A 21278-nucleotide genomic window follows, 5' to 3' on the forward strand; every position below is an offset into this window, starting at 1 on the left:
CTCGCCACCGGCCCACCGCACCGCCGCCCGCCACGCTCGCCGCGCCACCACCCCGGCGCAGCCCCGCCGGGCCGCAGCCCCGCCGCACCGCAGCCCCGCCGGACCGCCGCCCCGCCGGGCCGCAGCCCGTCCGCCGCGACCGCCCAGCCGCGTAGCCCGGCTGGCGCGGTCGGCACGCTCGGGTCCGAACCGGTACCGCGGGTCGCTTCCCATCGACGAAAGTTGCTCACGAAACACGTTCGCCAGGGAAAAGTTCCACGACGGAAACACATAGCCATTCTCAAATCCCTCGATCGGTTGTAACGTCTGCCCAACGTTTACAGCCAGGGCGTGACATACCTCCTGTCGCGCCGCCAGAAAGAGGTGGGCCCATGGGACTCCGTCCCAACCTGCTGACCCGGCGTACGGCCGGTGTCGCGTCGACGACCCTCGCGCTGCTGCTCAGCACCGCCGCGGTGGGCGTCGTCCCGGCCGCTTCGGCCTTCTCCGCCGCCCCCGGTGAGGTCTGCGTCGAGCCGGCCGACGTCCACTCGGATGCCCGCGTCAAGCACGGCGGCAAGGCCAAGCACGAGCCGAACGAGCTGACCCTCGCGGAGACCCGCGAGCGCGAGGCCGACATGGCCGCCGCGCTGAGCGAGCGGGCGCGGTTCCGCGCCGGCGCCGGCGCCTCCACGATGGCGGCCACCGTCACGATCCCCGTGGTGGTGCACGTGATCCAGGAGAACAGCACCCGGGCCGGCGGCAACATCCCCGACTCGATGATCAACTCGCAGATCAGCGTGCTGAACCAGTCGTTCAGCGGGGCGACCGGTGGCGCGGCCACCGCGTTCAGCTTCCAGCTCCAGAAGATCAACCGGGTGACGAACACATCCTGGTACCCGATCGTGCAGGGCTCCTCGGCGGAGCGGTCGATGAAGACCTCGCTGCGCGAGGGCGGCAAGAACACCCTCAACCTCTACCTGGGTGAGCTGAGCGACGACCTGCTCGGCTGGGCGACCTTCCCGGCCCGGAAGCTCAACACCATGGACGGCGTCGTCGTGCTGAGCGAGTCGCTGCCGGGCGGCACCGCCACCAACTACAACCAGGGCGACACGGGCACCCACGAGGTCGGCCACTGGCTGAACCTCTACCACACCTTCCAGGGCGGCTGCTCCGGCTCGGGTGACAGCGTCAGCGACACGCCGGCCGAGGCTTCGCCGGCCTACCAGTGCCCGACCGGGCGGGACACCTGCAGCACCGCGGGCACCGACCCGATCACCAACTTCATGGACTACACGTACGACTCCTGCATGTACCAGTTCACCGCCGGGCAGGCCAGCCGCATGCTGACCGCCTGGAACGCGTACCGCGCGGCATAGTCAAGCCGTACGACTCCACCGGTGCCGGCTCCGCTCGACGGGGCCGGCACCGGTGTGTGTGCGGCCGGTGGGCCGCGCCCGGGGGCGGGATGGTGGTCACGGTGCGGCGCCCCGGGTGGGAACGGTGCCGGGGCGCCGCACCGCGTCTCAGGCGGCCGGGCGGGCGGCGTGGCCGCCGACGCTTCCCGACCGGGTCTCGGGCAGCACGGCGGTGCCGACGGCAGCCGCGTGGGGGTCGAGCCACACCTGGACGGCGGGGCGGCCGTGCCACTCGCCGGCCCCGCCAGCGACACCGGACTCGCGGCGGGCCAGCATCGCCACGTCGACGGTGAACTCGAAGACCCGCCAGTCGACCTGGGGCGCGGCCCGGTGACTGCGGGCCAGCCGGGCGACCCGGGCCGGGTCGGTCACCGGCCGGGCGTGGCCGGCGACGTAGGCTTCGTCGTCGCTCTCCTCCGGCGGGAAGGAGTGCAGCGCGTAGCGACCGTCGCGCTCCAGGTCGCGCCGCTTGGGCGAGTCGACGACGAAGCAGAAGAGCCCCTCGTCGGTGATCACGGGGGAGACCGGGTGCACCCGGGGCCCGCCGTCGGCGCGGACGGTGGCCAGGTAGCCGAAGCCCGGCCCGTACTGCTGCATGAGGAGGCGGATCCCGTCGGCGAGGCGGGGCTCGTCGGCGGCGAATTCGGACCAGGAAGCCATGCCGGCATTCTATCGAACAATTGTACGAAGACGCACTCCGACACGCAGGTCACGCACGTCGCTCGCTAAGGTGTGCGGATGCTGCTCTCCGATCGCGACCTGGCCCGCGAGATCGAGGCGGGAACGCTCGCGCTGGAGCCGTTCGAGCCCGCGTTGGTGCAACCGTCCAGCATCGACGTACGCCTGGACAAGCTCTTCCGGGTCTTCAACAACCACCTCTACACCCACATCGACCCCGCCCAGCAGCAGGACGACCTCACGTCGATGGTCGAGGTGCCCGACGGCGAGCCCTACGTGCTGCATCCCGGCGAGTTCGTGCTCGCCTCGACGCTGGAGGTCATCTCGCTCGGCGACCAGCTCGCCGGCCGCCTGGAGGGGAAGAGCTCACTGGGCCGGCTCGGCCTGCTCACCCACTCCACGGCGGGCTTCATCGACCCGGGCTTCTCCGGCCACGTCACCCTGGAGCTGTCCAACGTGGCCAACCTGCCGATCACGCTCTGGCCGGGCATGAAGATCGGGCAACTCTGCATCTTCCGGCTCTCGTCGCCGGCGGAGCACCCGTACGGCTCGGTCGTCTACGGCTCGCGCTACCAGGGGCAGCGCGGGCCGACCCCGAGCCGCTCCTGGCAGCACTGGCGCACCTGGCCGACCCGCTGACCCGACCTGCGAGCGGGCGGAGGGCCCCCGCCGGGCGGGGACCCTCCGGGCACGTCAGCCGGGTCGGCCGTAGCTGTGGATCGGGCCGTCGTCGACCTTCTTCATCTTGATCGGCACCCCGGCGCGGGAGGCGTGCACCACCCAGCCCCCGCCGACGTACATGCCGACGTGGTGCAGGTCGCTGTAGTAGAAGACCAGGTCCCCCGGGCGCAGCTCGCTCCGGCTGACGGACGCGGTGACCCGGCGCTGCTGCGCGGCGTTGTGCGGCAGCGAGACCCCGGCCTTCGCCCAGGCGGCGAGCATCAGGCCGGAGCAGTCGTACGAGTTCGGCCCCTCGGCACCCCAGACGTAGGGCTTGCCGATCTGGGCACAGGCGAACTTCACGGCGGTACCGGCCGGGCCGCCGGGGTAGCCGGCCGGGCAGGGGGCGGGACGCAGCGGCCCGCCGCCGCCGTTGCCGTAGACCCGCAGCCGCAGCTTCTGCAACCGGTCGATCTCGGCGTTGATCTGCTTCTTCTTCGCCGCGAGCTGGGCCTCGGTGCGGCTGAGCTGGACGACCATCTCGTCCAGCGGCGCCTTCTTCGCGGCCAGTTGGTCGCGCAGCTCGGCGACCTGCCGCACGTCCTGCTGCTGGTGCTGGGCGAACCGGTCGAGCAGTTCGAGCTGCCCGACCATCTCGCTGGGCGAGCGGCTGCCCAGCAGGGCGTTGACGACGGAGACGTTCTCGCCCTTGTAGGCGCGGGCGGCCAGGGCGCCCACCTTCTCCATCGCCTCGTCGACCCGCTTCTCCAGCGGCCCGATCTGCGCGGCGAGCGCGTTCGCCTGCTTGCGTCTGGCGGCCAGGTCCTGTCGGGTGGCGTTGTGCCGCTCGATGATCGGTTCGAGCTTGTTCCAGTCCTCGTCGATCTGCCGCTCGATCTCGGCGACCGTCGGTTCGGCGTGGGCCGCCGTGGCGCCACCGGTCAGGACGACGGCGAACGCGGCGAGGGCGGCGAGGGCGGTGGTGCAGCGGTACCAGCGTGGGCGCGGCGCAGCCGTCGTCGGGTCGGTGCGGACCGACCGGGCCGACGGTGGCCGCGGGGCATGGTGTGCCACCGGGCTGCGTACTCCTTCTTCCGGACCGCCTACCGGGTTAGCTGACGGGTTCGGGCGGGAAGGGGACGCCCTACCGCAGGGGCTGCGGATTCACCCCGGGAACCTGGGTCCCCGGCTCGCTCGTGAGCGACTCGGCGGTGTCGGACCGCCACCGCCCGGGTTGGACGGATTGTCACCGGCCGACGAATGACCAGAGTAGAGACGGCCGTTATCGATCCGCAACCCTGCGGGCAGTGACACTCCGTACCCACCCGCGCCTGGCGAATCCGCAACCCGGAAGACGAAGATTTTCTTCCTTCTGAAGTGTCAGACAGAAAGGTATTGACCAAAGGCGGCGGGCGGGGCGAAGGTGGCCCCACCTTTGCCCGCCCGAACTGGGGGTCTGATGCACCTGTCAGCGACATCGAGGAGCAGACGCGTCCTGCTGGCCGCCGCCGTGGCCGCCGCCCTGACGGCGACGCCGCTCACCGCCGCCGGATCCGCCGCCGCAGCGACGCCGGTGACCGACCGGCAGCAGCAGTACGCCGCCGCGTCGGCCGAGTACGGCGTGCCGGAGAGCGTCCTGCTCGGGGTCTCCTACCTACAGTCCCGCTGGGACACCAACGCCGGCACGCCGAGCACCAGCGGCGGCTACGGACCGATGCACCTCACCGACGCCGAGCACGTCGCCGCCCTGTCCGGCGGCACCCACCACGACGAGGGCAGCGAGGACCCGCGCGGCGACGACTCCCGCCCGTCCCTGGCCGAGGCCAACGAGCCGCCGGCCGCCGCCCCGCCCGCCGAGGCGCTCCGGACGCTCGACGCCGCCGCGGAACTGACCGGCGCCAGCGAGGAGGCGCTGCGCACGGACGTCACGGCGAACATCCGGGGCGGCGCGGCGCTGCTGGCCGCGTACCAGAAGGAGATCGGCGCCCCGGTCGGTGCCGGCACCGACCCCGCGGCCTGGTACGGCGCGGTGGCCCGGTACTCGGGCGCGGACAGCGCCGACGCCGCGGCGGCCTTCGCCAACGAGGTGTACGCCACCATCGCCACCGGCGACAGCCGGCTGACCGACGACGGGCAGCGCGTCACGCTGGCCGGCAGCGCGGTCCAGCCGGACCGTTCCTGGCTGGACCGGCTGCGGCTGCGCAAGCTCGCCCGGCCCGACGGGCTGGAGTGCCCGGTCGACATCTCCTGCGAGTGGATCCCGGCGCCGTACCAGCAGTACGGGCCCGCCCTGGGCGACTACGGCAACCACGACCTGGCGAACCGGCCCACGCAGCAGAAGATCGAGTACATCGTCATCCACGACACCGAGGGCTACTTCGGCCCCAGCGTCAACCTGGTCAAGGACCCGAAGCGGGTGGGCTGGCACTACACCCTGCGCTCGGTCGACGGCCACATCGCCCAGCACATCAAGACCAAGGACGTCGGCTGGCACGCCGGCAACTGGTACGTGAACGCCAAGTCCATCGGCCTGGAGCACGAGGGCTTCGCCGGGCACGGCACCTGGTACACCGAGGCGATGTACCGCACCTCCGCCAAGCTGGTCCGTCACCTGGCGCGGCAGTACAACATCCCGCTGGACCGCAACCACATCATCGGCCACGACAACGTCCCCGGCACCGTCGCCGCGAACGTGCGCGGCATGCACTGGGACCCGGGACCGTACTGGGACTGGTCGCACTACTTCGACCTGCTGAAGGCGCCGTTCAAGTCGACCGGCACGCACCGGACCGGGCTGGTCACCATCGACCCCGACTTCGCCACCAACCAGCCGCCGTTCACCGGCTGCAACCGGCAGCCGCCGGGCGTGCCGAACCCGCCGCCGGCGGAGGCCCCCTGCCCGCTGCGCGGCTCCTCCGCGCTGTTCCTGCACAACGCGCCGAGCCACGACGCGCCGCTGGTCAACGACATCGCGTTGCGGCCCGACGGCACCCCCAACACCAAGTACGTCTCCGACCACGGCGCCCGCGTCTCGGCCGGCCAGACGTACGCGCTGGCGGAGGTCCAGGGCGACTGGACCGCGATCTGGTACCTCGGGCAGAAGGGGTGGTTCCACAACCCCGCCTCGAAGCCGACGGCGAAGTGGTCCGTCGGGTTCGTCGTGACCCCGAAGGCCGGTAAGGCCACCATCCCGGTGTACGGCCGGGCCTACCCGGAGCAGGCCGCGTACCCGGGGGGCGTGCCGTACCAGGCGATCTCGCCGTTGCAGTACACCCTGTCGGCCGGTGAGCGCTACGCCGTCGGCAACCTGCTCCCCGGCGAGTACTACCGGGCCGTCACGTTCGACGGCTCCGCCCCGGGTGACCGGACGGTCGTCCGCGGCGACAACAGGTACGTGCAGGTCCAGTTCGGTCACCGGATCATGTACGTCAACCTGGACGACGTGGACCTGGTGCCCTCCCCGCTGGGCGCGCCCCGCTGATCCACCCGTACGACGAAGGCCCCCGGTCGACTCCGACCGGGGGCCCTTCGTTGCGTGGATCAGCGGGCGCGCATCAGGGCCTGCGGAACCCGGCCACCGGCATCGTGTTGATGCTGGAGACGTTCACCGGCTTGCCGGCCCGGGGCGCGTGCACCATCTTGTCGTTGCCGAGATAGAGGCCGACGTGGTGCAGGTCACTGAAGAAGAAGACCAGGTCACCCGGGCGCGCCTCGGAGCGCGGGATGGCCTTGCCCTCGTTCCACTGCGCGCCCGTGAAGTGCGTCAGGTGGACCCCGGCGGCCTTGTAGGCGTACTGGGTCAGGCCGGAGCAGTCGAACGAGTTCGGACCGGTGGCACCCCAGACGTACGGGTCGCCGACCTGGGCGCAGGCGGTCCGGATCGCGATTCGGGCCTTCTCGCTGACCACCCCGTTGATGGTCGGGCAGTTCACGGTCTTGACCGTCGTCACCGGCATCGACGCCTCAAGCTTCTTGATGTCGGCGTCGATCTGCTTCTTCTTCGCCGCCAGGTCGTTCTGCTGCTTCGTCTGGGAGACGATCAGCGTGTCGAGCTTCTGCTTCTCCGCGTCGAACTTCTCGCGGACCTTCGTCACGCCCTCGAGCTGCTTGCGCTCCTGCGCGGCCAGCCGGTCCAGCAGCGTCAGCTGCTCGGTCAGCGTGTCAGGCTTGGCGCTGACCAGCAGCGCGCCGATCTCCTGCGAGGGGCCGGAGATGTAGTAACGGGAGGCGAGGGCACCGACCCGGTCCATCGCCAGCTCGGTCTCCAGCGCCAACGGCTGGATCTTCTTCTGCAGGTCCTCCGACTTCTTGCGGTTGACCTTCAGCTGCGCCCGCACCTTGTTGTACTGCTCGATGGTGGGTTCGAGCTGCCGCCACTTCTGGTCGATCGCGGCCTCGATCTCGTCGACCGAGGGCTCGGCGTGGGCGGGCGCGGCCAGCATGCCGGCGCCGACCGCCGCCGCGGCGATCAGGGTGAGCAGAAGGTGGGCGACCCTGCGCAGGCCACCCGGGCGAGCAGACCGTCCCGGTGCGTGACGATGAGGGGGCATGGTTGCCACCGGCACCGACTCCTTTTGCAACCCGGCCGCTTGGCGCCTCGCGCGAGGGAAGAGGGGCGAGACAGACGACCCACAGCGGCCGGTGCCCAACATTAGGGAAGGCCGGCAGCGGAATCAAGGTGACCGGGGGCCACTTCACGCCTGCGCAACCGCTTGCGTACCAAGGGTATCGGCCCAGGAGATCAACGATCCCAGTCGATGCGGCACCGGGCCGGACCACGCCGAGGGGCGGCGGCACCGGAAGGGTGCCGCCGCCCCTCGGGCGTCACAGGGGGTACGCGTCAGCCGGCGACCGGCAGCCGCTCGGTGTCGGTGCCGCCCGGCGCCTGCTCGGGCTTGACCGACCGGAGCAGCACGCTGGCCACGTCGACGACCTCGACCTGCTCGCCGGCCTCCTTGCCGTTCACCCCGTCGTTGAGCATCGTCGAGCAGAACGGGCAGCCGACGGCGACCGTCTTCGCCCCGGTGGACATGGCCTCCTCGACCCGGTCCACGTTGATCCGCTTGCCGATCTTCTCCTCCATCCACATCCGGGCGCCGCCGGCGCCGCAGCAGAAGGAGCGCTCGCTGTTGCGGGGCATCTCGGTGAGTTCACCGGAGATCGCGGACCCCAGCACCTCGCGCGGCGGGGCGAAGACCCGGTTGTGCCGGCCCAGGTAGCAGGGGTCGTGGTAGGTCACGCCGCCGTCGACCGGCTGCACCGGGGTGAGCTTGCCGGTGGCGACCAGGTGCGCCAGGAGCTGGGTGTGGTGGACCACCTCGAACTCGCCGCCGAGCTGGCCGTACTCGTTGCCCAGGGTGTTGAAGCAGTGCGGACAGGTGGCGACGATCTTCCGCTTGCCCTTCTCCCGGCCCTCGAACGCCTCGTTGAGGGTCTCGACGTTCTGCTGGGCGAGCATCTGGAAGATGAACTCGTTGCCGATGCGCCGGGCCGGGTCGCCGGAGCAGGTCTCGCCCTCACCGAGGATCGCGAACTTCACGCCCGCCTCGTTGAGCAGCGTGGCGACCGCCCGGGTGGTCTTCTTGGCCCGGTCCTCGAACGCGCCGGCGCAGCCGACCCAGAAGAGGTACTCGAAGTCGTCGACCTCGCCGACCCTCGGCACCTCGAAGTCCAGGCCCTTGGTCCAGTCCTCGCGGGTGTTCTGCGGGGCGCCCCACGGGTTGCCCCGGTTCTCCAGGTTGCGCAGCATGACGCCGGCCTCCGACGGGAAGCTCGACTCGATGAGCACCTGGTAGCGGCGCATGTCGACGATGTGGTCGACGTGCTCGATGTCGACCGGGCACTGCTCGACGCAGGCACCGCAGGTGGTGCATGACCAGAGCACGTCCGGGTCGATGACGCCGCCGTCCTCGGCGGTGCCGATCAGCGGCTTCTCGGCCTCGGCGAGCGCCAGCACGTCCACGTGGGCGAGCTGGGCGGCGGTGGCCTTCTCCTCGCCGGTCAGGTCCTTGCCGCCGCCGGCCAGCAGGTACGGCGCCTTGGCGTACGCGTGGTCGCGCAGGCTCAGCACCAGCAGCTTCGGCGACAGCGGCTTGCCCGTGTTCCACGCCGGGCACTGCGACTGGCAGCGGCCGCACTCGGTGCACGTGCTGAAGTCCAGCAGGCCCTTCCAGGTGAACTGCTCGACCTGGGCGACACCGAACTGGTCCTTCTCGGGGTCGGCCTCCTCGAAGTCCAGCGGCTTGCCCTGGCTCGTCATGGGCCGCAGGGGGCCGAGGCCGGAGACGTTCGCGCCCGGGTCGCGCTTGAAGAAGATGTTGAAGAAGGCCAGGAAGCGGTGCCAGGCGACGCCCATGGTGACGTTCAGCGAGATCACGATGAGCCAGGTCATCGAGATTATGATCTTGATGAGCGCGGCGACGCTGACGCCGGCCGCCCAGTTCGGCAGCAGGCCGCCGATGGCGTGGCTGAGCGGGGCGGCCCAGACCGGGTACTCGAAGTGGTCGGTGGCGACCTTGAAGCCCCGGATCACGAAGCCCATGATCAGTACGGCGAGGATGATGCCCTCGACGAAGTAGCCCTGCCACATGGTCGAGCCGGTGAACCGGGACCTCCCGCCGGGCCGGGTGGGCCGGTTGCGGAGCCGGATCGCGATCAGCACCAGGATGCTGACGATGCCGAGGATCGCGAGCCACTCGGTGACCAGGCCGTAGAGCGCCCAGCCGCCGACCAGCGGCAGCCCGCCCGTCGGCGTGACGACCTCGAAGTACGCCTCCAGCACCAGCAGCGACAGGACGATGAAGCCGACCATCACGAACCAGTGCGCCGCGCCCACCACGCTCCAGCGCAGCATGCGGGTGTGGCCGGCGGTCTCGGCCAGCATGGTCTTCGTACGGGTGCCCTTGTCCCCGAAGCGGGTCGCATCCGGCTGACCCAGCCGGATGACAGCCACCATCTTCATGACCGCGCGTGCCGCAAGCCACACCGCCACGGCGGTGATGGCGAACGCGAGGATCGTGGTGACGATCTGGACGCTGCCCATCGAGTTGGCCTCCCCGGTCTGCTGCCTGTCGAGCGGCTCGGCGACCGGGGGCCGGGTCAGGGCGCGATCGGCGAGCCGCAGCTGCCACACCCTCGACCGGGCCGGTCGATGACCTCGCTCCGCTCGGTCATTCAGTGCAGCCTACGCGCAAGGTTACCCAGGAGTAACGTGAGTCATCTCGCACTCGGCCACGCCGCCCTGCGCACACCATAGGGCGCGCGCACCGCAACCGCCGGGCAGGGCTCCACCGAGTGAGATGGATAGCTCCGGCACCGACCCACCGCGCCGTGCGACCTGACCCCGTCACCCGGAGCCCCGGCGCCGTCGACGGCGGGGCCGAGCGCGTGGCCGTTCCACGTCGGGCGCGGGGCCGACGACTGCCCGCGCCCGGGACCCCCGCCGCCGACCTGACGGCGGGGTGCGGCGCTCAGCGCCAGCGCGAGAGCAGGATCAGGGAGGCGACCATCGCGCCGAAGCCCACCGCGAGGTTCCAGTAGCCCCACGACATGACCGGGTATTCCTGCTCGGAGAGGTAGTAGACCACCAGCCAGCCGATGCCGACGACGATCAGGGCGACCGCAAGGGCCGGCAACCAGATCGGGCTAGGCTTGCGCGTCGCCGCCGTCGCCGTCGGGCGGACGTCCGTCGGCGGGGTGTACACCTTCTTCTTGCGGACCTGAGACTTGGGCACGACGCTCTCCAGAGGGGTTACGACCTCGTCCGGCCTGACAACCGGGCGCGGGGGCGACGGTCCATGGCCAATAATGTTCGACAGCTAGCGTAGTCCGGAAGGCCCGCCCAATCCACGAATGGGGCGAGGCCGGTGCACGGAGTGACCGAAAAAGGCGGGACTGTACGGGTCGCCGCGGGGGCCCGCGCCTCCGCGGACCGACTCAGACGACGGGGAAGGAAGGCTCGGTGGAGTACACATCCGGCGCGGCCTCCTGGCAGAAGGTGCTCCGGCGGGCGGTCGCCGGGCTGCTGCCTCGGCGCCCACGGCAGCGACGACCTGGCTGGTCGATCGGCGTGCCGCTGATCGCCGCCGCGGCCGGACTGCTCTTCACCACCACGGCCACCACCGCCGGCGGCACCGCCCTGCGCGAGGACCGCCGCCCCCAGCTCAACCAGTTGATCGAGGACCGGCGCGCGGAGGTGGCGGCCAGCGAACAGCGGGCGGCCGACCTGCGCGCCGAGGTGGAAGGCCGCACGAACGCGCTGGCCAGCTCCGACGGCCCGATCAGGGAACAGCAGAACAGGGCCGCTGCCAGCCGGGCGGGCGCCGGCTTCACCGCGCTCGCCGGGCCCGGGGTGACGGTGGAGCTCGACGACGCACCCCGGCGCAACGACGGCACGCTGCCGCCCGGTGCCACCAACGACGACCTGGTCGTCCACCAGGGCGACGTGCAGGCGGTGGTGAACGCTCTCTGGGCGGGCGGCGCCGAGGCCATGTCCATCATGAACGTCCGCGTGCTGTCGACCAGCGCGGTACGCTGCGTGGGTAACACCCTGCTGCTACACGGGCGGGTGTACTCCCCACCATTCAAGATCGTAGCAATCGGCGATCCCGCTGCCCTGCGGCAGGCCCTCGCCGACTCTCAGGGAGTCCGGTTGTTCAGGGACCTGGTCGACGACTACAAGCTCGGCTACAAGGAGACTGTCTCCACGGTCACCGTGCCGGCGTTCGAGGACTCGACCACACTGCGCTCGGCGACGGTACCCCGGTGAGTCGCGTACCGGACGACCGGCCCGGGGAGCGCGACGGCCGCCACCTCGACCAGGGTGACGGGCCGACCGCCTTCCTACCCAGGGTCGACCGGCCCGGACCCGCCCCGACCGGCGCCTGGCCGGAACCCACGCTTCCGCCCCGTTCCCCGGCCCCCCGCCCGCCGCACGGGCCGGACCCGACCGGCGGCGACCCTCGCGCGCCCGCCGCCCCCTCCGCCGGATGGTCGCGCGACCCCGGCCGCCCGGCACCGGAGCCGTCCCGTCCCGCGAACCCGAGCTGGTTCCCGCCGAGCGCCGACCAGACCCGCTCCGCAACCAGTTCCGCCCGGCCCGCCCAGCCCGGCCGCCCGGGCCCCGTCGACTTCGACTGGCATGGCGGCGGCTCCCGCCAACGCGGCCCTGCGGGGTTCGACGGCGCGGACTCGGCCGACTTCCGCCGCCCGGGTCCGGCCGATCCGGGCCCGCCCGCCGGGCCCGGTGCCGGCGGACTGCCGTGGTCCGGCGCCGGACCGGTACGGCCGGCCGCTCCGCCACACTCCACCCCGCCGCACTTCACCCCGCCGCACTTCACCCCGCCGTCCGACGACTTCGGGCGGCCGAACGCAGCCGGGGCCGGTGGCGGGCAGCACCCACTCCGCCCGCCGGTCGATCGAGCAGCCGCCCGGGAAGGCCAGCAGGCCGGCGACGCGCCGACCGCCTTCATCCCCAAGGTGGGCGCGTCGACCACCGGCCCGTCGACCCCGACGTCCCCGGCCGGTCCGGCCCCCGAGGCCGACCCCGGGGCCACCGCCCTGATCCCGGCCGTTCCCGGGCGTACGCCGACCGCCTCCGCCGCCCTCGTCGAGTCGACCGCCCTGATGGGCGCGGTGCCCCGGCCGCCGAAGACGGACGAGCCCGAGGGCTCCGCCGCTCCCGCCGAGCAGCCCCGCCCACGGCGGGGCGAGCGGGTGGTCCAGCTCCGCCCCGAGCAGACCGGCGAGGGTTACAAGAGCGTCTACTCGGAGCTCACCCGGCCGTCGCTGGGCTCCCGGCTGCGCACCGGCGTCCGGATCAGCGGCGAACTGCTGATCACCTTCGGCCTGGTGGTGCTGCTCTTCGCCGGCTACGAGGTCTGGGGCAAGTCGGCGATCGTCGACGCCCACCAGAGCGACCTCAGCCAGCAGCTGGCGCAGGCGTGGGGCCCCGAAGGCGACCCGACCGTCGCGCCGTCGGCGAGCGCGTCCGCCAAGCCGAAGCCACCCGTGCAGGGCAAGCCCATGGCCGGGCTCTACATCCCCAAGCTCGACAAGAACTGGGTCGTCGTCGAGGGCGTCACCCAGAAGGACATCCGGTACGCCCCGGGCCACTACCCGTCCAGCGCCCTGCCGGGCCAGCTCGGCAACTTCTCCGTCGCCGGGCACCGCAACCGCGCCACCTTCTGGCGGCTAGACGAGCTGGACGACGGCGACATCATCGTGGTGGAGGGCAAGACCGACTGGCACGTCTACAAGGTGACCCAGAGCCGGATCGTCAAGCCCACCCAGGTCGAGGTGGTGGCGCCCGTACCGGGTAAGCCCGGGCAGAAGCCGACCAAGGCGATGCTCACCCTGACCACCTGCAACCCGAAGTTCGACAACTACCAACGCCTGATCATCCATGCCGAGCTGGCGCGCAGCCAGCCCAAGTCGGCGGGGCGCCCGGCGGAGCTGGGGGCCTGACGATGTACGGCTGGATCTGGCGCAAGCTGCCCTTCGGGCTGCCCGGCAAGCTCGTCGGCAGCCTGCTGATCGCCAGCGCGATGGTGGCCCTGCTCTGGTACGTGGTCTTCCCGTGGGCCGAGCCGCTGCTGCCCTTCGACGACGTGCAGGTCACCCAGGATTCCGGCAACCCCGGCGGCGACGCGGTGCCCGGCGGCGAGGAGGGCGAGGACGCCCCGGCCGGAGACGATCACGACCTGCCGTACGACACCGACCAGAACAACACCCCGCCTGCCTCCCCGGACGAGTGAGCCCCTGATGCGTGTCCTGGTGATCGACAACTACGACTCGTTCGTCTTCAACCTCGTGCAGTACCTCGGCCAGCTCGGGGTGGACTGCGAGGTCCGGCGCAACGACGAGATCGAGGTCGCGGAGGTGGGCAGGGTCGGCGCGGCCGGGGTCCTGCTCTCGCCCGGCCCCGGCAGCCCCGACCGCGCCGGCATCTGCCTCGACGTCATCCGCGCGTACGCGGGCGAGCTGCCGATCTTCGGCGTCTGCCTGGGGCACCAGGCGATCGGCGAGGCCTTCGGCGCCACCGTGACCCGCGCCCCCGAGCTGCTGCACGGCAAGACCTCCGAGGTACGCCACCACGACGTCGGAGTGCTCGCCGGCCTGCCGGACCCGTTCACCGCGACCCGCTACCACTCGCTCGCCGTACTGCCCGAGACGCTGCCCGAGGAGCTGGAGGTCACCGGCTGGACGGGTTCCGGGGTCGTGATGGCGATGCGACACCGTACGCTGCCGATCGAGGGCGTCCAGTTCCACCCGGAGTCGGTGCTGACCGAGGGTGGCCACCTGATGCTGGCGAACTGGCTCGCCGCCTGTGGTCACCCGGAGGCGCTGGAGCGGGCCCCGGCGCTGGCCGCCGAGGTGGACGCGCGCCGTCGCGCCGCCTTCGTCACCGCCTGAGCGGAAGGTCTGGCTGCCCGACGCGAGTTCTGCTCGCCGACGCGAAATCGTGCCGACGCGAGGCCCGCCGGATGGTTTCCGCACGCGGCGCGATCCCTCTGCCGGGGGCGTAGCCGCCGGGTCAGTTCTTCAGCGCGTCCTGGAGCGCCGGGTCGGCGGGCGAGCGGACCGCCGGCGGCCTGCCTCGGAGCGCGTCCCATGCCGCCTTGCCGCTGGCGAAGTAGTCCCGGACCGCCTTGCCGACGAGCAGGGCGGGCCCGCAGCCGGGGCAGCGTGCGGCCACGCCGTCGACGTCGAGGCCGAGGTGCCGGCAGAGCGTCACCGCGCGGGAGAGGTGGTAGGACTGGGTCACGATCAGGGCACGCTCGACGCCGTACACGTCGCGTGCCCGGGCGCAGGTGTCGTGGGTGTCGAGGCCGAACGGGTCGGCCACCACGCGGCGCGGATCGACACCGAGCCGCTCGGTCAGGTGGGCGGTCATCGCCGTCGGCTCGTCGCCGGACGTACCACCCCCGTCGCCCGACACGAGGACCACCCGGGCCCGCCCGCTGTCCACCAGCGCGGCGGCGGTCTCCAGCCGGCCGGTGAGCCGGTCACCCGGTTGACGGCCGTCCGCCGCCACGGCGGTGCCCAGGACGATCACGACGTCGGCAGCCGGGGCGTCGGCCTCGCCGTACAGGTGGCCGCGGGCGGCGGTCGTCGTCCAGAGCCAGGGAAGGCTGGCCAGGAGCAGCGCCACCAGGCTTAGCACCGTCGCACGGATCAGGCGTCGCCGCCACCGGCTCCCCCGGCCCGCCGTGCCTGTCGCCGGCCGTCCTTCGTCGTCGACACCCGGAAAGTGCCGCCCGGCGGCAACAGAAGGGCCCTGCCCGGCGGCGTCCGCAGGGCAGGGCCCAGCAGGCTCCCCCGCGCTCACCAACGCGTCAGCGCTCGGGCAGCCGGATCGGCGGAGTCGTCGGCAGCGGGAAGCCTCCACCGCCACCACCGTCGCCGGGGGTGGTCGGCGTGGTACCGGGCGTCGGGCTCGTCGAGTCGGTGGGCGTCGGCTCGGCCTTCGGCACGGTGACCACGATCGTCACGGTCTTGCCCCTCGCGAGGTCGTTGCCCGCCCGCGGGGTCTGCGAGGTGACCTGGCCAGCTTCCTCCGGCGGCACCTCCCGGCCCTGCTTGACGTCGACCCTGTAGCCCGCCTCGTCCAGCTCCTCCCTGGCGTCGTCCTCGCTGGAGCCGACCACGTTGGGCACCTTGCCGACATTGCCCTTGGAGACGGTGACGACAACCTGGCTGTTCTCGGGCACCCGCGTACCGGAGGCCGGGGACACCTCCAGGACGATGCCCTCCTGCTGCGGGCTGTCCTTCGACTCCTTCTTGACCTTGAGGCCCTCGCTCTTGAGCCGCTCCTCCACGTTCTCGAAGGTCGAGCCCACGAGGCCCGTCGGGATGACCTTGGTAGATGGTCCAGCACAGACCTGGACGACGACCTCGCCGTTGGGCTCCAGGGAGGAGTTGCCAGCCGGGGTCTGGTTGACCACCTCCCCCTTCTTGCAGGTGCTGTTCGTGACCGGCTCGCCCTCCTTGGGCACCAGGTTGGCCTGCTGGATCCGGGCGAACGCCTCCTGCTGGGTCAGGCCGGTCACCGTGGGGACCGTGGTCTGCTCGTCGCCGCGCTGGCTAAGCAGGGCGGCGACGAGGGCGATGACCGCGAGGACGCCCACGGCGGCGAAGGTCGCGATCAGCCAGGAGGACGCCTTACGCCGGCGCGGGTCACCGACCCGGGCCGGCATCTGCCGGGTCTGCGGGGCACCGGGGGCGCCTCCGTAGCCGGCGGCGGCCGGGGCGAGCTGCGCCGTCTCCTCCTGCGGCAGCACCGGGGTCGCCATCACCGGGCGGCCGGCAGCCGCGCGGAGCAGGTCGGCCCGCATCTCGCCGGCGCTCTGGTAGCGGTTGAGGGGGTTCTTCGACAGCGCCTTGAGCACGATCGCGTCAACGGCGGGGTTGACGTCCGGGTTGATGTCGCTCGGGGTCGGGGGCGTTTCCCGTACGTGCTGGTAGGCCACGCTGACCGGGCTGTCGCCGACGAACGGCGGATGCCCGCAGACCAGCTCGAAGAGCACGCAGCCCGCGGCGTAGACGTCGGAGCGGGCGTCGACCGCCTCGCCGCGCGCCTGCTCGGGCGAGAGGTACTGCGCCGTACCGATGACCGCGCTGGTCTGGGTCATGGTGGTGGCGCCGCTGGCCAGCGCCCGCGCGATGCCGAAGTCCATCACCTTGACCTGACCGGTCTGGGTGAGCATCACGTTGCCGGGCTTGATGTCGCGGTGGATGATGCCGTGCCGGTGGCTGAACTCCAGGGCCGCGCACATGTCGGCGCAGATCTCCAGCGCCCGGCGCGGCTGGAGCCGCCCCTCGACGCCCAGCACCTCCTTGAGGGTCCGCCCGTTGACGAACTCCATGACGATGAACGGCAGGGTCTCGCCGGTCGGCGCGGTCTCCTCGCCGGTGTCGTAGACGGCGACGATCGCCGGGTGGTTGAGGGACGCGGCGTTCTGCGCCTCCCGGCGGAACCGCATCTGGAAGGTGGCGTCCCGGGCGAGGTCGGTCCGGAGCATCTTGATCGCGACGTCCCGACCGAGCCGGAGATCACGCCCGCGGTGCACCTCGGCCATGCCGCCGTAGCCGAGCAGCTCGCCGACCTGGTACCTGCCACCGAGCAGGCGGGCCTGCGCTGTCATCGCGTCTGTCGTCCTTCGCTCGTCGTCTCGTCGCCGCCCGACCGGGGCAGTTCCTGTCGACGGTACGACGTTCCGGTCGGATCGTCGCGTCCGTCGGGCCACAGCGCGCCGGACGTCACCGCCCGCGGCATGGCCGCACCCGACTTCGTGCTCTCCCGCAGGTAGTAGGAAATCACGCCGGAGCAGACAAGGACCAGTACGGCCACGAGGATGGCGAGGAACACCATCCCTGGCCGGGACCGCTGTCCGCCCGGTTGATGCACCTGTGGGACGGCGTGTCCCGCGTACGGCATCGGTCGGGCCGGTTGCACGGGCGCCGCGCCGCGCGGGTAGCCGGGCGGCGCCATCTGCGGGTGCTGGACCGGCGCGGCGGGCGCGACCGAGGTGGGCCGGTGCGGCGCCACCGGCGGGCGGTGGACCGTCATGGGCGGACGCGGCGGCTGCGCGGTGACGGGCGGTCGGTGGGGCGACACCGGCGGACGCGGCGGCGGCACCTGGGCGCGACCGGGCGGGGCAGCCGGCGACGCCGGTGCGGCGGAGATGGGCTGGCCGGCGGCCCGGGCCTGCTGGGAGAGCTGGGCCTTCAACTGACGGGCCACCCCGGCCAGGGCGGCGGCGCTCGGCCAGCGGGCCCCCGGATCCTTCGCCAACGCCCGCTCCACCACCGAACGGACCTGCGGTGGAATGTCGGCGGGCAGCGGCCGGGGCGCCTCGCGGACGTGCCGCATGGCGATCTCGAGAGGATTGTCGCCCTCGAACGGGCGGCGGCCGGCGAGGCACTGGTAGGCCACCACGCCGAGCGCGTAGACGTCGGACGCGGGCGTGGCGACACCGCCGGTGGCCTGCTCGGGGGAGATGTACGAGGCGGTGCCGAGCACCGAACCGGCTGCGGTGAGCTGGGCGACCAGCTCCGAGCGCGCGATGCCGAAGTCGGTGAGCACCAGCGTGCCGTTGGGGCGTACGAGGAGGTTTCCGGGCTTCACGTCCCGGTGCACGATGCCCTTCACGTGCGCGGCGTGCAGCGCGTCGGCGGCTTGGGCGACGAGCGCCATCGTGCGGGCCGGGGTGAGCCGGCCGACCCGGGCCAGGGTGGCCGACAGCGCGTCGCCCTCGACGTACTCCATGACCAGGAAGGCGATCTGCTGGTCGTTACCGAAGTCGTAGACGTCGACGACGCCGGGGTGGTTGATCGTGGCCATGGTGCGGGCCTCGCCGCGGAAGCGCTCGGCGAAGTCCGGGTCGTCGAGCAGTGCCGGGAGCAGGCTCTTGACGGCGACCGTACGGCCGAGCACCTGGTCGGTGCCGCGCCAGACGTCGCCCATGCCGCCGCTGGCGATCCGCTCGTCCAGGCGGTAGCGGTTGCCGAGCTGCACCCCGGGGCTCAGCATGTCAGCGGCCTCCGGGGTCGGCGATGGCGGCGCGCATGATCTGCCCGGCGATCCGGGCCGCCTCGGCGCTGCCCCCGGGGCCGGCCTGCTCCAGCACCACGCAGACCGCGGAGACCGGAGTGCCGTTCTTGTCCAGGGCGAAGCCGATGAACCAGCCGTGGTCGGGCCGGTCCGGCGCGGACTGGGCGGTACCGGTCTTGCCGCCGACCGTGTAGCCGTTGATCCGCGCGTTGCCGCCCGTGCCGTTCTTGACCACGCTGACCATCATGTCCCGCAGGTCGCTGGCGACCTGACCGCTGACCGGCTGCCGCAGCTCCTTGGGCTTGGCCGTGTAGTAGCTGGTGGTGCGGTCCGGGGCGAGCAGCTGGCGGACCAGGTACGGCCGCATCTGGCTGCCGTCGTTGGCGACCGCCGCGGCGATCATGGCCCCCTGCAGCGGGGTCATCCGCACGTTGTTCTGGCCGATCGAGGACTGGGCCAACGCGGCCGGGTCGGTGCTGCCGTCCGGGTTCTGCATGTCGCCGGTCCGGCTGGCCGCCACCGGGTGGCCGGCCTCGTTGAGGTGGCCGACGGTGAGATCCTCCTGCTCGAAGCCGAACTGCCGGGCCTTCTCCTTGATCTTGTCCGCGCCGAGTCGTACGCCCATCTGCGCGAAGCCCGTGTTGCACGACTCGGTCACCGCGTTCATCAGGGTGACCTCGTCCTCGGGGCAGATCGAGGGCGCCGCGTTGCGGATCGGGGTGCCCGAGGTCGGCGGGGTGTAGCTGGACCCGGCCGGGATGTTCGTGTCCTGGCCGACGCCGTTCTCCAGCGCCGCGGCGGCAACCACGATCTTGAAGGTGGAGCCCGGGGGGAGCACCTCGCCGAGGGCCCGGTTCTTCAGCGGGCCCGCCGGGTCCTGCTCCAGCTTGTTGTACGCGGCCGTCGCCTCGTTGGTGCTGTGGCTGACCAGCGGGTTGGGGTCGAAGCTGGGCATCGAGACCAGCGCCTGCACCGCCCCGGTACGCGGATCGATGGCGATCGCCGCCCCCTTGGACGCGTCGACGCGGTTGTTCCGCAACTGCTCGTAGGCCACGTCCTGGGCCCGCTTGGAGACGGTGAGCAGCACGTTGCCGCCGCCGGTCTGGTCGCCGGTGAACATGTCCTTGACCCGGTTGGCGATCAACTGGTCGCTGGTGCCGGCCAGGAAGTCGTTCTCGAACTTCTCGATGCCGGTCTCGCCGAGGTTGACCGGCTTGTAGCCGAGCACGTGCGCGTACCTCGCCCCGCCGGGGTAGGCACGCTGGAACTTCAGCTCGCCGTCGGTCTCCTTGCTGAGCGCGAACGCGGTGCCGCCGGCCTCGATGTTGCCGCGCTTGCGGTCGTACTCGGCGACCTGGACCCGACCGTTGTAGTCGCTGGTGCGGTACTCGTCGGCCTTGTAGGCCTGGATCCAGTTCAGGTTCGCGAAGAGCAGGCCGAAGAGAACCATGACGACAATGCCGACGCGGCGCAGGGGTGCGTTCACGGCCTGATCACCTCCGTGGGTGCACCGTGCAGTTGCTCCGGCGGGCCGCCGGACGGTCGGGCCGCCTTGCCGCCAACGCCGGTGACGGGCCGGCGGGCGCCGTCCGAGATCCGGAGCAGGACCGCGATGAGCAGCCAGTTCGCCATCAGCGAGGAACCGCCGGCGGAGAGGAACGGGGTGGTCTGGCCGGTCAGCGGGATGAGCTTGCTGATCCCACCGACGATCACGAAGACCTGGAGCCCGAGGGTGAAGGCCAGGCCGCCGGCCAGCAGCTTGCCGAACGAGTCGCGCACCGCCAGCGCCGCCCGCAGCCCCCGCTCGACGATCAGCAGGTAGACCACGAGCAGCGCGGACAGGCCGAAGAGCCCGATCTCCTCGCCGATGCCGGCGAAGATGAAGTCGTTCTGCACCTCGGGCAGCAGGCCGGGCTGGCCGCCGCCCGGGCCCGCGCCGAACAGGCCGCCCGTGCCGAGCGCGAGCAGCCCCTGCACGAGCTGGTAGCCGTCCTCGTAGGGGTCCGCGAACGGATCCAGCCAGATCTGGGCGCGCAGGTAGAAGTTGGCGAACGGTCCGCCGACCAGATCGCCGAGGACGTACGCCAGGTAGACGCCGCCGAAGAAGAGCACCAGACCGATGAGCAGCCAACTGACCCGTTCGGTGGCGATGTAGAGCGTCACCACGAACATGCCGAAGTAGAGCAGCGAGGTGCCCAGGTCCTTCTCGAAGACGAGGACCAGGACGCTGATCAGCCAGACCACGACCACCGGGCCGAGGTCGCGCCCACGGGGGAAGTCGATGCCGAGGAACCGGCGGCTCGCCAGCGACAGCACCTCGCGCTTGCGCACCAGGTAGTAGGAGAAGAAGACCAGCAGGGCCAGCTTGGCGAACTCGCCGGGCTGGATCGAGAAGCCCCCGACCCGGATCCACAGCTTCGCGCCGTTGATCTCGGAGAAGCGCCCGGGCAGCACGGCGGGGATCATCACCAGCACGATCCCGGCCAGCCCCAGGGTGAACGCGTAGCGGGACACCGAGCGGTGGTCGCGCAGGAGGGCGAGCAGGCCGGCGGCGAGGATGACCGAGGCGAGCGTCCAGGCCAACTGCCGGCCGCCCGTACCGGCGAAGATGGCCAGGTCCTCCCGCTCGGCCGGGGCCGCGTTGCCCAGGTCGAGCCGGCGCAGGAAGCCCACCCCGATCCCGTTGAGCAGGGCGACCGCCGGCAGCAGGGCCGGGTCGGCGAAGGGCGCCAGGAACCGGATCACCAGGTGCAGGCCGAGGAAGACCGCCGTGAGCGCGGCGGCCGGCATCCAGAAGTCGGCCGTGACCGTGTCGAGCACCTTCGCCTCGACCATCGCCCCGTACGCGGCCACCAGCACCATGGCCACCAGCAGCAGCGACAGCTCGGCGTTGCGCCGGGACCGGGCCAGGCGTACGCCGGGTTGCTCGCCCACGGTTGCGGGCGAGGATGCCGGAATGGCCGCTGCGGTCACGGAACGTCCTCGGATCG

At 71.9% G+C, this 21278-nt stretch carries 17 protein-coding genes and 1 riboswitch; of the genes, 7 read left to right on the forward strand and 10 right to left on the reverse strand.

The window, feature by feature from the left end; translation table 11 throughout:
• Positions 1-371 precede the first annotated feature (371 nt).
• Positions 372-1358 carry a zinc metalloprotease gene (locus tag ACGFIG_RS20365; protein ID WP_393005017.1) on the forward strand — a complete coding sequence of 329 codons (987 nt, stop codon included), beginning with the start codon at positions 372-374 and terminating at the stop codon, positions 1356-1358.
• 147 nt (positions 1359-1505) lie between these two features.
• Here ACGFIG_RS20365 and ACGFIG_RS20370 read toward each other — a convergent pair whose 3' ends face one another.
• Positions 1506-2057 carry a pyridoxamine 5'-phosphate oxidase family protein gene (locus tag ACGFIG_RS20370; protein WP_393005019.1) on the reverse strand — a complete coding sequence of 184 codons (552 nt, stop codon included), beginning with the start codon at positions 2055-2057 and terminating at the stop codon, positions 1506-1508.
• A gap of 78 nt (positions 2058-2135) precedes the next feature.
• Between ACGFIG_RS20370 and dcd the strand changes: the two genes are divergently transcribed.
• Positions 2136-2714: a dCTP deaminase gene (dcd, locus tag ACGFIG_RS20375; RefSeq protein ID WP_393005020.1), complete on the forward strand. Its 579-nt coding sequence runs from the start codon at positions 2136-2138 to the stop codon at positions 2712-2714.
• A 54-nt stretch (positions 2715-2768) separates the two neighbouring features.
• Here the strand turns inward: dcd and ACGFIG_RS20380 are convergent, their stop codons facing one another.
• Positions 2769-3809, reverse strand: a complete 1041-nt coding sequence (locus tag ACGFIG_RS20380) for an NlpC/P60 family protein (protein WP_393005022.1) — start codon at positions 3807-3809, stop codon at positions 2769-2771.
• Between the two features lie 12 nt (positions 3810-3821).
• A riboswitch (cyclic di-AMP (ydaO/yuaA leader) is annotated at positions 3822-3956 on the reverse strand.
• A gap of 238 nt (positions 3957-4194) precedes the next feature.
• On the opposite strand from ACGFIG_RS20380, the gene ACGFIG_RS20385 reads away from it, so the two are divergent.
• Positions 4195-6216: an N-acetylmuramoyl-L-alanine amidase gene (locus ACGFIG_RS20385; RefSeq protein ID WP_393005024.1), complete on the forward strand. Its 2022-nt coding sequence runs from the start codon at positions 4195-4197 to the stop codon at positions 6214-6216.
• A gap of 73 nt (positions 6217-6289) precedes the next feature.
• On the opposite strand, the gene ACGFIG_RS20390 is transcribed toward ACGFIG_RS20385, so the two are convergent.
• The 3 genes from ACGFIG_RS20390 to ACGFIG_RS20400 all read right to left on the reverse strand — a co-directional run bounded on the left by ACGFIG_RS20390 (position 6290) and on the right by ACGFIG_RS20400 (position 10468).
• On the reverse strand, positions 6290-7285 hold the full coding sequence (locus tag ACGFIG_RS20390) for an NlpC/P60 family protein (protein ID WP_393005026.1): 996 nt from the start codon (positions 7283-7285) through the stop codon (positions 6290-6292).
• 290 nt (positions 7286-7575) lie between these two features.
• Positions 7576-9777 (reverse strand): (Fe-S)-binding protein, encoded by a 2202-nt coding sequence (locus ACGFIG_RS20395; RefSeq protein ID WP_393005587.1) that lies wholly within the window; start codon positions 9775-9777, stop codon positions 7576-7578.
• Positions 9778-10204: 427 nt separating this feature from the next.
• Positions 10205-10468, reverse strand: a complete 264-nt coding sequence (locus ACGFIG_RS20400) for a cell division protein CrgA (protein ID WP_393005028.1) — start codon at positions 10466-10468, stop codon at positions 10205-10207.
• 227 nt (positions 10469-10695) lie between these two features.
• Here ACGFIG_RS20400 and ACGFIG_RS20405 point away from each other — a divergent pair, with 227 nt between their 5' ends.
• Genes ACGFIG_RS20405 through ACGFIG_RS20420 form a run of 4 tightly spaced genes read left to right on the forward strand, consistent with a single transcriptional unit; the run spans position 10696 to position 14147 of the window.
• Positions 10696-11502 (forward strand): DUF881 domain-containing protein, encoded by an 807-nt coding sequence (locus ACGFIG_RS20405; protein ID WP_393005030.1) that lies wholly within the window; start codon positions 10696-10698, stop codon positions 11500-11502.
• Positions 11499-13199 carry a class E sortase gene (locus ACGFIG_RS20410; protein ID WP_393005032.1) on the forward strand — a complete coding sequence of 567 codons (1701 nt, stop codon included), beginning with the start codon at positions 11499-11501 and terminating at the stop codon, positions 13197-13199. The genes ACGFIG_RS20405 and ACGFIG_RS20410 overlap by 4 nt, the downstream gene beginning before the upstream one ends.
• 2 nt (positions 13200-13201) lie before the next feature.
• Positions 13202-13489, forward strand: a complete 288-nt coding sequence (locus ACGFIG_RS20415) for a hypothetical protein (protein WP_393005034.1) — start codon at positions 13202-13204, stop codon at positions 13487-13489.
• A 7-nt stretch (positions 13490-13496) separates the two neighbouring features.
• The gene (locus ACGFIG_RS20420) at positions 13497-14147 is read left to right on the forward strand and encodes an aminodeoxychorismate/anthranilate synthase component II (protein ID WP_393005036.1); all 651 of its coding nucleotides are present in this window, start codon (positions 13497-13499) and stop codon (positions 14145-14147) included.
• A 121-nt stretch (positions 14148-14268) separates the two neighbouring features.
• On the opposite strand, the gene ACGFIG_RS20425 is transcribed toward ACGFIG_RS20420, so the two are convergent.
• The 5 genes from ACGFIG_RS20425 to ACGFIG_RS20445 form a co-directional block, all read right to left on the reverse strand.
• Positions 14269-14886, reverse strand: a complete 618-nt coding sequence (locus tag ACGFIG_RS20425; RefSeq protein ID WP_393005037.1) for a vancomycin high temperature exclusion protein — start codon at positions 14884-14886, stop codon at positions 14269-14271.
• Between the two features lie 184 nt (positions 14887-15070).
• Positions 15071-16879, reverse strand: a complete 1809-nt coding sequence (pknB, locus tag ACGFIG_RS20430; RefSeq protein WP_393005039.1) for a Stk1 family PASTA domain-containing Ser/Thr kinase — start codon at positions 16877-16879, stop codon at positions 15071-15073.
• Complete coding sequence (locus ACGFIG_RS20435; RefSeq protein ID WP_393005041.1) at positions 16876-18267, reverse strand: serine/threonine-protein kinase; 1392 nt, start codon at positions 18265-18267, stop codon at positions 16876-16878. Before ACGFIG_RS20435 ends, pknB begins: the two co-directional genes overlap by 4 nt.
• Before the next feature lies 1 nt (position 18268).
• Entirely contained in the window at positions 18269-19774 is a 1506-nt protein-coding gene (locus tag ACGFIG_RS20440) for a peptidoglycan D,D-transpeptidase FtsI family protein (RefSeq protein WP_393005043.1), read from the reverse strand.
• Positions 19771-21261, reverse strand: a complete 1491-nt coding sequence (locus tag ACGFIG_RS20445; protein ID WP_393005045.1) for an FtsW/RodA/SpoVE family cell cycle protein — start codon at positions 21259-21261, stop codon at positions 19771-19773. Before ACGFIG_RS20445 ends, ACGFIG_RS20440 begins: the two co-directional genes overlap by 4 nt.
• Between the last annotated feature and the right edge of the window lie 17 nt (positions 21262-21278).

Source organism: Micromonospora sp. NPDC049048 (genome assembly GCF_043197615.1).
GTDB lineage: Bacteria > Actinomycetota > Actinomycetes > Mycobacteriales > Micromonosporaceae > Micromonospora.

Excerpts from the sequence above, each read along its gene's own strand:
- ACGFIG_RS20385 (WP_393005024.1), top strand. The coding sequence starts at position 4,195 with ATGCACCTGTCAGCGACATCGAGGAGCAGACGCGTCCTGCTGGCCGCC.
- ACGFIG_RS20370 (WP_393005019.1), bottom strand. The coding sequence starts at position 2,057 with ATGGCTTCCTGGTCCGAATTCGCCGCCGACGAGCCCCGCCTCGCCGAC.
- ACGFIG_RS20420 (WP_393005036.1), top strand. The coding sequence starts at position 13,497 with ATGCGTGTCCTGGTGATCGACAACTACGACTCGTTCGTCTTCAACCTC.
- dcd (WP_393005020.1), top strand. The coding sequence starts at position 2,136 with ATGCTGCTCTCCGATCGCGACCTGGCCCGCGAGATCGAGGCGGGAACG.
- ACGFIG_RS20365 (WP_393005017.1), top strand. The coding sequence starts at position 372 with ATGGGACTCCGTCCCAACCTGCTGACCCGGCGTACGGCCGGTGTCGCG.
- ACGFIG_RS20395 (WP_393005587.1), bottom strand. The coding sequence starts at position 9,777 with ATGGGCAGCGTCCAGATCGTCACCACGATCCTCGCGTTCGCCATCACC.
- pknB (WP_393005039.1), bottom strand. The coding sequence starts at position 16,879 with ATGACAGCGCAGGCCCGCCTGCTCGGTGGCAGGTACCAGGTCGGCGAG.
- ACGFIG_RS20435 (WP_393005041.1), bottom strand. The coding sequence starts at position 18,267 with ATGCTGAGCCCCGGGGTGCAGCTCGGCAACCGCTACCGCCTGGACGAG.
- ACGFIG_RS20415 (WP_393005034.1), top strand. The coding sequence starts at position 13,202 with ATGTACGGCTGGATCTGGCGCAAGCTGCCCTTCGGGCTGCCCGGCAAG.
- ACGFIG_RS20390 (WP_393005026.1), bottom strand. The coding sequence starts at position 7,285 with ATGCCCCCTCATCGTCACGCACCGGGACGGTCTGCTCGCCCGGGTGGC.